General features: G+C 27.8%; 9 protein-coding genes. 8 read left to right on the forward strand and 1 reads right to left on the reverse strand.

Annotated elements, in window-relative coordinates; genetic code table 11:
- On the reverse strand, window positions 1–1,845 hold the full coding sequence (locus Q0K19_RS06055) for a methyl-accepting chemotaxis protein (protein WP_297246330.1): 1,845 nt from the start codon (window positions 1,843–1,845) through the stop codon (window positions 1–3).
- 544 nt (window positions 1,846–2,389) lie between these two features.
- Between Q0K19_RS06055 and Q0K19_RS06060 the strand changes: the two genes are divergently transcribed.
- From Q0K19_RS06060 to Q0K19_RS06095, 8 genes are all read left to right on the forward strand, one after another.
- Window positions 2,390–2,986 (forward strand): restriction endonuclease subunit S, encoded by a 597-nt coding sequence (locus tag Q0K19_RS06060; protein ID WP_297246331.1) that lies wholly within the window; start codon window positions 2,390–2,392, stop codon window positions 2,984–2,986.
- A gap of 38 nt (window positions 2,987–3,024) precedes the next feature.
- The gene (locus tag Q0K19_RS06065; RefSeq protein WP_297246333.1) at window positions 3,025–4,521 is read left to right on the forward strand and encodes a type I restriction-modification system subunit M; all 1,497 of its coding nucleotides are present in this window, start codon (window positions 3,025–3,027) and stop codon (window positions 4,519–4,521) included.
- A gap of 53 nt (window positions 4,522–4,574) precedes the next feature.
- Window positions 4,575–6,101, forward strand: coding sequence for a PIN domain-containing protein (locus tag Q0K19_RS06070; RefSeq protein ID WP_297246335.1), 1,527 nt, complete (start codon window positions 4,575–4,577; stop codon window positions 6,099–6,101).
- On the forward strand, window positions 6,079–6,447 hold the full coding sequence (locus Q0K19_RS06075; RefSeq protein ID WP_028328739.1) for an ASCH domain-containing protein: 369 nt from the start codon (window positions 6,079–6,081) through the stop codon (window positions 6,445–6,447). Before Q0K19_RS06070 ends, Q0K19_RS06075 begins: the two co-directional genes overlap by 23 nt.
- Window positions 6,448–6,462: 15 nt before the next feature.
- Window positions 6,463–7,647: a restriction endonuclease subunit S gene (locus tag Q0K19_RS06080; protein ID WP_297246339.1), complete on the forward strand. Its 1,185-nt coding sequence runs from the start codon at window positions 6,463–6,465 to the stop codon at window positions 7,645–7,647.
- A gap of 291 nt (window positions 7,648–7,938) precedes the next feature.
- On the forward strand, window positions 7,939–11,079 hold the full coding sequence (locus Q0K19_RS06085) for an HsdR family type I site-specific deoxyribonuclease (RefSeq protein ID WP_297246341.1): 3,141 nt from the start codon (window positions 7,939–7,941) through the stop codon (window positions 11,077–11,079).
- On the forward strand, window positions 11,063–11,770 hold the full coding sequence (locus Q0K19_RS06090; protein ID WP_297246343.1) for a M48 family metallopeptidase: 708 nt from the start codon (window positions 11,063–11,065) through the stop codon (window positions 11,768–11,770). Before Q0K19_RS06085 ends, Q0K19_RS06090 begins: the two co-directional genes overlap by 17 nt.
- 94 nt (window positions 11,771–11,864) lie before the next feature.
- A complete protein-coding gene (locus Q0K19_RS06095; RefSeq protein WP_297246345.1) occupies window positions 11,865–13,364 on the forward strand; it encodes a DUF4026 domain-containing protein in 1,500 nt (499 codons plus the stop codon).
- The last annotated feature ends 92 nt before the right edge of the window (window positions 13,365–13,456 follow it).

Here is a 13,456-nt window from a genome sequence, read left to right on the forward strand (position 1 = left end):
TTATTTTTCAAGCTTAAAGAAGCGCATTGCTTCTTCTAGCTCTCTAGCTTCATTTAACAAAGAAGCTGCTGCTGAAGCAGATTGTTCTACCAATCCGGCATTCTGCTGAGTTACACTGTCCATTTGAGAAACCGCTGTATTTACCTGATCAACTCCCGCCTGCTGTTCTATTGCTGTTTCACTTATATCCCTCATTATGTTAGAAGTTTCCTCTATTTTCTTCTCCAAATCCTCAAATATCTTTTCAGACTCTTTAGCCTTCTCTACTGATTTACTAATCTTTTCATATATAACATTAATTAAAGTTGTAATATCCTTAGCTGAAGATTGAGAGTTCTGTGCCAAATTTCTAACCTCGCTTGCTACAACAGCAAATCCTTTACCTTGATCTCCAGCACGTGCAGCCTCAACCGCAGCGTTAAGTGCCAATATATTAGTTTGGAAAGCAATATCCTCTATAACCTTTGTTATGTTCTTTATCTTTTCGCTGTCCTCATTGACTTCTTCTATGCTCTTAGTAGTTTCTAAAATTATAGCTCCTGCATCCTTAATTGAACTCATAGATTCCTTCATCATATTATTACCTTCTATAGAATGCGAAGTAGAAGATTTGATTGTAGAAGCCATCTCCTCCATAGAACTAGCAGTTTCTTCAAGACTTGCAGCCTGTGCCTCTGTTCTTCTTGATAAATCAGAATTACCATTAGCTAATTCCTGAGCTGCTGTAGTTATTTTAATAGAAGAATCATTAACCTGAGATATTATCTCTGTAAGTTTCTTACGCATTCCGCTGAAAGATTCAAATAATATTCCAAGCTCATCTTTTCTCTTATGCTCATTTGAAACATAAGTTAAATTTCCTGTTTCTATTTCCTTAGCCTCTTTTATAATACTATTTATATGAGTCATTATTCTCTTTATAAATAAGGCAACAAATATAGATAACAATAAAATGGCAATTAATCCTACCAATGAACTTATTAAAATTAATTCCCTGTTTGTAGCATATATTTCACTATCAAACATAGTCATAGCAATTATCCAATTCATAGACTTCATTCTGCAATAAGAACCTGTTCTTTTTTTATCCATATAAACGTATGATAATGTACCTTGATTTAAATTATTATCAAATACTGTTTTATAATCCGGAACCACACTAGAACCTATTTGCTCATAAATATTATCCATTATATCAATCAAATTAGCATCTATTGCTAGTATTCTTCCTGTTTCTCCCAAAGCTATATCTGAAAAATAATGATCATGTATAAGTTTCCAATCTATTACAACAAGTATCGCTCCCAATAAATTTCCGTCCAAACTTTTTATAGCACCGCCTAATATCAATGATTTGTTTCCAGTATCTACTGAATCTATTATTTCCTCATCAAATGTATATTCAAAATTCTTACTTTCTAATATATTCCAAAAATTAGACCTTGTATCAGCAATATTATTACCTATAGAATTTCCCAAAGCATCAGCTATAATATCCCCATTCAAATCTATTACTGCTATATTTATAGAATATTCATTAGCTCCATTAAATAATGCCAAAGCTTGTAAAGCATCCGCTTCTGTCTGTTCATTTCTATTTAAAAGTGAATTCATAATTGCCGGAGCAACCGAATAAGTCTTAGCTAAAGAAACCTGATCTATCAATATAGCATCAAACAATTTAGCATACGATTGTGCAGTATTGGCAAAACCTTCAAATCGGCTTTTGCTTATACCTTTATTAGCGAACATTACTGCTATACTTAATATAATAAATATTATTAATATGGATATTACCGATATTATAGCAGGAACTTTGAAAGATAAACTATGTATCCTTTTCATATAAAAACTCCAATTTATACTTATATATAAAAAAATCAATTTTATAATTTATTACTACTATTTATTAAATATGATTTTTATTTAAATAGTAAAATATAACACCCCTTTATAGTTAATCGTTATTTTTTCTTAATTTTATACTTTTTTTAATATAAAAAAATCTTTTTTTAGAAAAAAATATAAAAAAAACATATTTTTTTTTACACTTTTTTTAAAAGTTTTATATATTATTAATATAACAAAGTTGATTTGTATCTAATTTTATAAATTTTTTCTTCATAATTTACCTTAATAGCGGATATAGTTTTATATCCGCTGATTTTTTCGGTGTTATTTTTGTTTATCCATATTAATTTTTCATAATTTAGAACATATCTTTAAGAAAAAACAACAACATACTTCAAGTTAGAGCAAAAATATGTATCATTTGTATAATTACTATATATTTTTTACAACATATTTTTATCTAGAGCGTGATTTTTAAATAAAAAATATTGACAAAACTCATATATCTGATAATATAAAAACATAGGAGGAAACAACTATGAAAAAAATAATATTAAAAGATATAGCAAATATTAGAGTTGGGGCTTCTGTTTCAAGAGCTTCAGCAAAAAAATACGAAAAAGGATACGACATTAATCTAATTAACCTAAAAGCATTCGATAACAAATCAGTAAAGTATATTCAAAATGAAAAAAACATCGATACTATACAAATCAAACAAAAAAATATCGATCTAATACAAGCAAACGATATTATCATAAGATTAAGAGAACCATTCAATAGCATAATAATAGAAGATAATATCGATAACTGTATAATAAGTTCATTAATGGCATGCATTAGAATAAAAGAAGAATTTTACAATATATGCCTGCCGCATTTTATTGCTATTTATCTAAATAACAATAAAGTTCAGAAATTTCTAAAAAGAGAATCAAGAGGAACAGGTATAATATCTATAGGTACTCTTGATATAGCAGAAATAGAAATAGAATTGCCTAGTATAGATAAACAAAAAGAAATCATTGAAATAAATTCATTGTTTGAAAGGGATATTTTTATTCATGGAAAACTATTTGAATTAAAACAAGTATTCTATAAAGAAGCTATGAATAAAATATTAAAAAACTGTTAATCATTTAGTAAAATATATTTTTAAAAGGAGAAATCAAAATGAAAACAACAAAAGAAGTAGTTGAAAACATAGTTTGGAAGGCATGCGACACTTTTAGAGGATCAATAGACTCATCTGTTTATAAAGATTATATATTGAGTATGCTATTTGTTAAATATTTATCCGATTTTGTGAAAGAGAAAACTAAAGAATTAAGAGAAAAATATAAAGGCAATGAAGGACTTTTATCAAGAATGATTGAAAGACTAGATTACAAAATAAGCGAAACTGCTAACTTTGACTATCTATATTCTATAAGAGAAGAAAACAATATTGGTGAAAGAATCAATACTGCATTAAGAGAAATAGAAAAACAGAATCAGAGTAAATTTGAAGGCATTTTCAATAATATAGATTTTAATGATTCAAATAAATTCGGCAACACAAAAACAAGAAATTCTATATTAAAAAATCTGCTTGAAGACTTCAATGATCCTGCATTAGATTTAAGCCCTAGTGCATTAGAAAACAATGATGTTATGGGCGATGCTTATGAGTATTTAATAAAAAACTTTGCAAGCGATGCCGGTAAAAAAGGAGGAGAATTCTTCACCCCTCCCGAAGTATCTATGCTTATAGCCAAAATAGTAACTTTGAATATAAAAGACGGTGTTAAAGTATATGACCCTACTTGCGGCAGCGGTTCTTTACTTGTAAAAGTGTATAAAGAATTAGAAGGCGAAAAATGCTCTGTATACGGACAGGAGAAAAACAGCCAAACATATTCTTTATGCCGAATGAACATGTATCTGCATGAAATAGGCGATAAAGGAATGATTGAATGGGGTGACACTATCAAAGAACCTAAATTCCTAAACAAAAACGGCAATTTAGAAAAGTTTGATATAGTAGTTGCAAATCCTCCTTTCAGCTTGGATAAATGGGGAGAGGAAATAGCAGTTAAAGACCCATACAATAGATTTGAGTACGGCATACCTCCAAAGAGCAAAGGCGATTATGCTTTTGTACTTCATATGATAAACAGTATGTCTGAAAATGGCATCACTGCTGTTGTAATGCCTCATGGTGTATTATTCAGAGGAGCCAGCGAGGGAATAATACGCGAAAAAATAATAAATGAAAATTTGCTTGATGCTGTTATAGGGCTTCCAAACAATTTATTTTACGGCACTTCAATACCTGCCTGCATTCTAATATTAAAAAAGAACAGAAAAGAAAAAGACATTCTATTTATAGATGCAAGCGTAGAATATGAGAAAGGAAAAAATCAAAACCATTTACGCGATGAGGATATAGAAAAAATAGTCAAAGCCTACAAAGACAGGAAAGATATAGAAAAATACTCTAAATCAGCAAGCCTAGAAGAGATAAAAGAAAATGAATACAATCTCAATATACCTAGATATATAGACTCATTTGAAGATGAAGAGCATGTGGATTTGCAAAGCATAAACAAAGAAATAACAGCATTAGAAAAAGAACGCGAAAACTTAAGCATAAAATTAGAAGATTTTTTGAAAGATATAAAATTATAATATAATTGAAAAACTTAGCAAATTAGTTATAATTTTAGTTTGTGGAGAATTTTATGAAAGCACTTTTAGATACAAATATTATTATTCATAGAGAAAGTAATAATAAAGTAATTAATAGAGAAATAGGTAGTCTATTTAAATGGCTAGAAAATACTAAATACGAAAAATGTATACATAAAATTAATCTTGAAGAATTAAATAAAAACTCAAATTCTGATACTGTAGATATTATGAATATAAAATCTAAAAATTATACAGTACTTATGACTCAAGCTCCATTAAATAAAAAACTACTTGAAATATATGAAAAAATTGACAAAACAGAAAATGATAAAAATGATACTTTATTATTAAATGAACTTGTAAATGATAGAGTTGATATATTTATTACAGAAGATAAAAAAATACATCAAAAAGCTAAATTAGTAAATATAGATAATAAAGTATTTACCATAGACTCTTTTCTAGAAAAAGTTATTGCAGAAAATCCTGAACTCATTGATTATGAAGTTTTATCTGTAGAAAAAGAATATTTTGGAAATATAGATTTAGAAGATAAATTCTTTGATTCTTTAAAAGAAGATTATGTTGGGTTTGATAAATGGTTTAATAAAAAATCTAATGAAATAGCCTATGTTACTTACAAAGATAAAAAATTATTATCTTTTTTATATTTAAAAGTCGAAGATAAAGATGAAAATTATACTGATATAATTCCTGCATTTTCTCCTAAAAAAAGATTAAAAATAGGTACTTTTAAAGTAGAACATAATGGGGTTAAATTAGGTGAGAGATTTATAAAAATAATATTTGATAATGCGATAGCTAATAAAGTTGATGAAATATATGTTACAATTTTTGATAAAAGAGATGGACAAAAGAGGTTAATTAATTTATTTGAAGAATATGGTTTTATTAAATGGGGAAAAAAAGGAGAGAATGGAGAATTAGTTTATATCAGGGATTTTTCAAAAAAGTTTAATATAGAGGAGCCAAAATACACTTATCCATTTTTTTCTATAAATACAAATATATTTTTAGTTCCAATATATCCAGATTATCATACAGATTTATTACCTGATTCTTATTTAAAAACAGAATCTGCAAAAGATTTTAAAGATGATTTACCACATAGAAATGCAATAAGTAAAGTTTATGTATCTCGTTCATTAAATAGAAATATAAAAAGAGGCGATATTATAATATTTTATAGAACTGCAGAAAAAGAAAAATCAGCAAGATATACATCAGTAATAACTACTATAGGAATAGTTGAAGAAAAAATTGATAACATCAAAAATGAAAAAGAATTTATAATAAATTCTAGGAAAAGAAGTATTTTTACAGATAAAGAATTATCTAATTTTTGGTATTTTAGTAGTACTAAACCATTTTTAATTAATTTTCTATATGTGTATTCATTTCAAATTGGTGATAGAATGAATAGAGATAAATTATTAAAATTAGGAATTTTAACAGGAGCTGATAATGAAATTAGAGGATTAAAACAAATAACAAAAGAACAATTCTTATTAATATTAAGAGAGTGTAAAGTAAATGAAAGTTTTATTGTCTATTAAACCTGAATATGTTGAAAAAATATTCAATGGTAGTAAAAAATATGAAATTAGAAAATCTATTTTTAAAAGGAAGAATATAAAAAAAATTATAATATATTCTTCATCTCCTATTTCTAAAGTAGTAGGTGAATTTGAAATAGAAGATATAATATCTGATGATTTAGATAATGTATGGAACATAATAAAATATGAGTCTGGTGTTTCTGTAGATTTTTTTTATAAATATCTTGAAAATAAAGAAATAGCATATGCTATAAAAATAGGTAAAATAAAAAAATATCGTAAACCTAAAAAATTGGAAGATTTTAATATCCATTATGCACCGCAATCATTTGTATATTTATAAAAAGGAGCCCCAACAATGACTTACCCACTCCCCACAGGCTGGCAAGAAAAGAAAATAGGTGAAATATTTAGTTTCATAAAAAATTATTCTAATTCAAGAGCTGAATTAAATGACTATGACGATATATCATATATACATTATGGTGATATACATAAACATTATAGACATAGAATAGAATGTAATAAAGTAGATTTTCCTAAAATATCAGCTGAAAAATTATCTAAAGATATTAATAATATATCATATGTTGAAAATGGTGATTTGATAGTTGTTGATGCATCAGAAGACTATGAAGGTACATGTATAAGTGCTGAAATAAAAAATTTAAATTATAAATTAGTATCTGGATTACATACTTTTTTATTAAGAGATAAAAATAAAATTTTTGCTGATGGATACAGGGGCTATATTTTTTACAATCATGATGTTCATATACAATGCTGTAAGGTTGCAACAGGTATATCTGTATATGGTATTTCTCAAGAAAATTTAAAAAATATTAAAATTATGATACCACCCCTAGATGAACAAAAACGCATAGCAGAAGTATTGTCATTATGCGATGAGGTCATAGAGAACCTTACGGAGTTAATAGAGAAAAAAGAGCAGTATAAGAAAGGCGTAATGCAAAGACTTCTAAGCGGTGAAGTGCGATTCAAAGGTTTTAAAGATGAATGGACATTCAAATCATTAGAAAAACTTTGCAACATAAAAAAAGGAGAACAAAAAAATAAATTAGATTTAGTAGAAAATGGAAAATATCCTGTATTAAGTGGAGGAATGGATTTTTCTGGTTATTATAATTCATATAATAGGGAAGCAAATACAATAACTATAAGTGAAGGTGGAAATTCTTGTGGATATGTTAATTTTATAAAAACAAAATTTTGGGCTAGTGGACATTGTTATACATTGCATGATGTTAATATAGACAGTTTATTTTTATACCAATGTTTAAAATATAATGAAAATAAAATAATGAAATTAAGATTAGGCTCTGGATTACCAAATATACAATTATCATATATAAGAGAATATACATTAAAAATTCCAAATTCTATCGAAGAACAGAAAAAAATTGCAGGGCTGCTTTCGGTTATAGATGAGGAGATAGAGAATCTTAAAAAGCAGTTAGAACTTCGTAAACAGCAGAAGAAAGGGCTTATGCAAAGGCTTTTAACTGGGGAAGTGAGGATTTAAAGTTTAGAATATAATTGTATAATGAAAGGTACGATGCCGCATCTACATTGTACTATCTTAAAGTTGAGCAATACCGTGCGGGTTGCCCGTATGGCGAATACAAAATAATTATAATCTTGGGGGATTAATTTTTATTTCTAAGATTGATTTTTAATTCTTGATAACTTTTTATTTTAATACTTTATTGTATAATGTTGGATAATCAGCCGCACCTACAGTAGACTATCTGTAATATTAAGAAATACGGTGCGGAATGCCCGTATGGCGAATACGCGAATACAGGAGTTTTTTATGAATGAACAATACAGCGAAAGAATATTACAAAATAAAGTTATAGAACTTTTTAAAAATATGGGATATCAATATTTAAGCCCTGAAGAAGCTCTTAAAGAAAGAGATTATGATACTAATAATGTGCTATTTAAAAATATTCTAGAAGAACAGCTTAAAAAAATTAATTACTTTATGTATGATGATAAGAAAAACAGCTTTTCAATAGATAATATAAAAAAGGCTATAAGCGACTTGGATATGCCGCTTATAAAAGGATATCTAATCACTAATGAAGAAATCACAGAAAGAATTTTAAAAGGCGAATCATACAAAGAAAAAATCGGAAATAAATACGAAAGCTTCAATATTAAATATATAGATTTTGACAATATAGAAAATAATACTTTTCATATCACTGAAGAGTTTACAGTAACTAGAAACTGCACAGAAGAAAAAGAAAAAACTAGAAGACCGGATTTGGTAATATTTATAAACGGCATACCTATAGCGGTAATAGAATTAAAAAAAGGAAGCGTAGACTCAAAAAATGCCATTGAGCAGATGGTGAGAAATCAGGAAGAAAAAGAAATAAGACAATTATTTAAATTCAGCCAATTACTAATATGTGCTAATGATGATATGGTTAAATACGGTACAGCAGGAACTCCGGTAAAATTATATAATGTTTGGAAAGATAAAGAAAATAATGACAATAAAAAAAGTAAAACAGGAAAAAAAGAAGAAAGCAAAGTAATGAATGCCCTTAAAAAAATAATTAAAGATAGGGTAATAAATGAAATAGATATCACTTTATACTCATTATTTGAAAAAGAAAGATTATTCGATATATTAGAATATTTTATCATATTTGACGGCACAGTAAAAAAAGTTACAAGATACAATCAATATTTCGCTATAAAAAAGACCATAGATAGAATACAAAATATAAGTCAAGGAAAAAGACAAGGCGGAGTAATATGGCATACTCAGGGAAGCGGTAAAAGCCTCACAATGTCTATGCTTACCAAAATAATATCAAGAAAAATAAAAAACTCCAAAATAGTAGTAGTAACCGACAGAGTAGATTTAGATGAGCAAATTCACAGCACTTTCAAAAATACAGATATATCGGTGGAAAGAGCAACAACAGGTGCAAACTTGATAAAATTAATAGAAAGCGGTAAAAGCGTAATAACAACTGTAATAAATAAATTTGAAAAAGTATTCGATAAAAAAGTAGTAATGGATTCGGCAGATATTTTTATATTGATAGATGAAAGCCATAGAAGTCAGTACGGAGATTTTGCCGTTAAGATGAGAAAAGTTTTTCCTAATGCATGTTATTTGGGCTTTACAGGAACTCCTTTATACAAATCCGAAAAAAGCACTGCAGAAAAATTCGGAGGCTTTATAGATTCATACACCATAAGAGATGCTTTGGAAGATAAAGTAATAGTGCCGCTATACTATGAAAGCAGATTAATAAATCAGGAAATATACGATAAAAAAGGCTTGGATTATAGATTTGATTTGATTACAAGAGATTTAAAAGATAAAGAAAAAGAAGATTTACAAAAGAAAAATTTAAGTGAAAATGTGATACTTGAAAGCGAACAAAGATTGATAGTATTAGCCGATGATATAGCAAAACATTATAAAACTAATTTGGCAAATACAGAGTTCAATGCCATGCTTGCAGTTGAAAGTAAATATCAGGCTATGAAGATGAAAGAAATATTCGATGCTTATCATAGCCTTGAAACCGCAGTTGTTATATCTTCTCAAACCGATGAAGGCAGCGACACTGACGAATACAATAAAAATAAAGGCTCAGAAAAGAAACAATATGTATCAGAAAAATGGAAAGCCCTATACAGCAAATACTCAAATGATGAAAATAAATACACAGAAGAAATAATCAAAAGTTTTAAAAAAGGCAGCATAGATATAATAATAGTAGTAGATAAACTTCTTACAGGATTCGATGCACCAAGGGCTCAGGTTTTATATATAGATAAAAAATTAAAAGATCATGGACTTCTTCAGGCTATAGCAAGAGTAAACAGAGCATATTCCGGAAAAGATAATGGTATATTAATAGACTATAGAGGGCTTCTAGCCAACTTGGATAATGCTTTAAATGCTTATGATAAATTAGCTAATTATGACCCTCAAGATATTGAAGATGTTGTATTCGATATAAAAGATAAAATCACAGAATTTAAAAATGCTTATGAAGATTTAATACAGTTTCTTCCGGAACTTAGTTTAAAAGAAGCCTACGATATATGCCCTCCACTTCTAAGCGATGAAGATAAAAGAAAAAAATTCTATGAATTATTTTTAAACTATTCAAAGCTTTTAAATATATGTCAATTCAGCGATCATTTTATAGAAAGTTTTGAATATGAAGAAATAAAAAAATACAAAGAACTATTTAAAACATGTGTTGAAATCAGAAACCGTTTGAGAATTACTCATCATGAAGCGGTAGATTTTAAAGAATATGAATCCAAAATGCAGAAATTATACGATGAGTTTGTAGGCACTGATAATAATGTTAAAGTATTAAATGAAATACCTAGCATATTTGATGCAGACTTTGAAAAAGAAATAGAACATCTAAACGAATCAAAAGCAGACGCTATAATAAATGCCGCTAAAAGTGTTATAAAAGAAAAAATGGAAGAAAACCCAGAAATGTATAGTAAACTCTCAGAGAAAATATTTAATATAATAGAAAAATATCAAAATAACAGAATAAATGAAAAAGAAAAACTTTTAGAGGCAATGGAAGTGGCTTCAACAATCAGAGGAGAAAACGAAAAAGAAAATCTTAAATATGATGAGCGTATAAGAAATAATAAATGTGCAAGATCTATATACGATAACTCAAAAAAATATATAGATAATGATAATACATTAATAGACTTCTCCTTATTTGTTGATGAATTATTCAAATCAAACAGCGGTATGCCTAATTGGCAGAATATACAATCTATAAGAAATAATATAGAAGGAGATATAGATATAAAATTATTTGAACTTGGAAATGAAAGCGAAGATAAAAAAATATTAAGTATAAGTAATGAAGAGATGAAAGAATTTTTAAAAATGCTTGTAAAAATAGGTTTAAATATATATGCAAACTATAAGTGAAATAATAATAGAATACAAAAAAATTAAAAATATCTATATAAGAGTAAAACCCGATTTAAATATATATGTTACCGCCCCAAAAAGAGCTGCTAAAAAATACATATACGAACTCATAGAAAAAAGAAAAGATTGGATAGAAGAAAGAAAAGAAGCCATAAAAAAGAAAAATAGCTTTGATTTAAGCAAAAAAGAACTAGCAAGCGGAAATGAAGTATATTATCTAGGAAAAAGCTATATGCTTAAAGTATTAAAATGCAAAAAAGAAAATATAATCCTTGCAGGCAGAACTATGTATATGTATGTAAATATAAAAGATAAAGAAGAATACAAAAACAGCGATATAAGAAAAAAACATATTCTTCTTGATACATGGTACAAAAAAGAGGCATTAAAATTATTTGACTTACTTATAAAAAAGTACACTTCTATGATGAACTTAGAAATTAATACATTCACAGTAAAAAAATTAAAAAGTAAATGGGGTTCATGCGATACAATAAAAAAACATCTCACATTCAATTTGGAGCTTATGAAATACCCTATTTCTTCCATAGAATATATTGTGCTTCATGAATTATCACATTTACTGCAGGCTAATCACAGCAAAAAATTCTATAATATAGTAAGTTTTTATATGCCTGAATGGAAAAAAGAGAAGAAGATTTTGGATACATTTTTTACTAATTTATAACTTAAAAGAAGTTGAAAAAAATATAAATTACACTATACTAAAAAAGCTTTTTAATCTTATAATACAAAATTAATAATATATAGAGGTAAAAATAATGGATTATAATGAAAAGTTATATAATGTATTTTCCAGCGGGGAGCAAAGATTAGAATCATGGATGGCTGCTGTATTTACTAAAGAATATGATCATAATATGAAAATTGAAGAATTCAGAGATATATTATCACAATCAGATGAATATATGGTATTAGAATTCAATGAAATAGAAGAATCTAAATTTATAAGAGATAAATCTAAATGGGAAGCATATATTAAACTGCAGTATTTACCTATGGTTATGGATGAAGACGAACATTCTTGCGGATGCTGTCAAGATGATGATGAACACTCATGTGGCTGCGGGCATAATCATGACGATGAAGAGCATTCTTGCGGATGCGGGCATAGTCATGATGATGAAGAGCATTCTTGCGGTTGCGAACATAATCATGACGATGAAGAAAATAATGATGAGCTTAGTTTTTATGTAGCTTTAGTTGATGCTTCAAGCGTTACTGAAAATGTTCCTGAAATATTTTCTGTAAACACTGTAAGAGAAGATGATTATAAAGAAGCATGTCAATGTAAATATGCTGTACATGTATCTACAATATTTGATAATCATCCGCTTACTGATTATCAAAGACAATTAAAATTATTGGACAGTTTAGTTCCTGAATGTTCTATATTTTTAGATATGTCCTGTTATACAGCACATTCCGGAGATTGGCTTTCTTATACATCAACTTTCGCTTTGCCGCCTTCTTTGGATTATCTATACACTATACATGCTGTTTATGATGATGATAAAGACCCTAACAAAGTTGAATACTGGTTCCATACTCATGGACTTTACAGAGTCGGTTCTATAGAATTAGAGATAGTTGGAGTTGAAGATTCAAATGCTGCTTATGGGGCATTGCTTAATACTTGTGCAAAAATGTTTATAGAAAGAGGAGTTCCTGAAGCCGGATTCAAATTTAATCCTGCATATAATACTTATGTATGCTGGTTCCCTTGGCAGGAGGCTTTGAAGAAACTAAATATTGCTGATGATGTTACAGGAAGTGCAAAAGATAGAAATGACGGAGTACATAATACACCTTCTGGTATTTTGCTTGCTGTAGATGCTGATGGTAATTATCATTCTCTTGATTATTATAAAAATGAGCTTACAGATAACCCTATGTTTATGATGAGTTATTTTGAAACTTCTCTTATGAGAGAGGCTGCTTTTGAAAAATTAGAATATTTTTTAGAATTATTAAATAAAAATAAAGGCGATGACAAAACTTCTTTCTTAGTAAAATTAGGATACGGCGAAACAGAAGAAAACCCTAATGATTTGGAGCATTTATGGTTTGATGTTCATGACTTTACTAATGACGGATATTTTGATGCTACTTTAATAAATGAACCTTATAAAGATTTAGGTATGCATGAAGGCGACAGAGGAATGCATAGCATAGAAAGACTCACTGATTGGGAAATATATTCAGAAGAAAATAACTATAATTCAAGAAATATATATTTATTATTTCAAGAAGAAGAATAATTTTTAAATATTGTAAAGCTAATTATAAAAATTGTGAGCCTCTGGCAAGTTTACTTGACAGAGCCTTTGAGCGAACAATTTTTATTAGCAAT

Source organism: uncultured Brachyspira sp. (genome assembly GCF_944393015.1).
In the GTDB taxonomy this organism is placed as follows: domain Bacteria; phylum Spirochaetota; class Brachyspiria; order Brachyspirales; family Brachyspiraceae; genus Brachyspira.

Excerpts from the sequence above, each read along its gene's own strand:
- Q0K19_RS06070 (WP_297246335.1), top strand. The coding sequence starts at position 4,575 with ATGAAAGCACTTTTAGATACAAATATTATTATTCATAGAGAAAGTAAT.
- Q0K19_RS06090 (WP_297246343.1), top strand. The coding sequence starts at position 11,063 with ATGCAAACTATAAGTGAAATAATAATAGAATACAAAAAAATTAAAAAT.
- Q0K19_RS06055 (WP_297246330.1), bottom strand. The coding sequence starts at position 1,845 with ATGAAAAGGATACATAGTTTATCTTTCAAAGTTCCTGCTATAATATCG.
- Q0K19_RS06065 (WP_297246333.1), top strand. The coding sequence starts at position 3,025 with ATGAAAACAACAAAAGAAGTAGTTGAAAACATAGTTTGGAAGGCATGC.
- Q0K19_RS06060 (WP_297246331.1), top strand. The coding sequence starts at position 2,390 with ATGAAAAAAATAATATTAAAAGATATAGCAAATATTAGAGTTGGGGCT.
- Q0K19_RS06075 (WP_028328739.1), top strand. The coding sequence starts at position 6,079 with ATGAAAGTTTTATTGTCTATTAAACCTGAATATGTTGAAAAAATATTC.
- Q0K19_RS06080 (WP_297246339.1), top strand. The coding sequence starts at position 6,463 with ATGACTTACCCACTCCCCACAGGCTGGCAAGAAAAGAAAATAGGTGAA.
- Q0K19_RS06095 (WP_297246345.1), top strand. The coding sequence starts at position 11,865 with ATGGATTATAATGAAAAGTTATATAATGTATTTTCCAGCGGGGAGCAA.
- Q0K19_RS06085 (WP_297246341.1), top strand. The coding sequence starts at position 7,939 with ATGAATGAACAATACAGCGAAAGAATATTACAAAATAAAGTTATAGAA.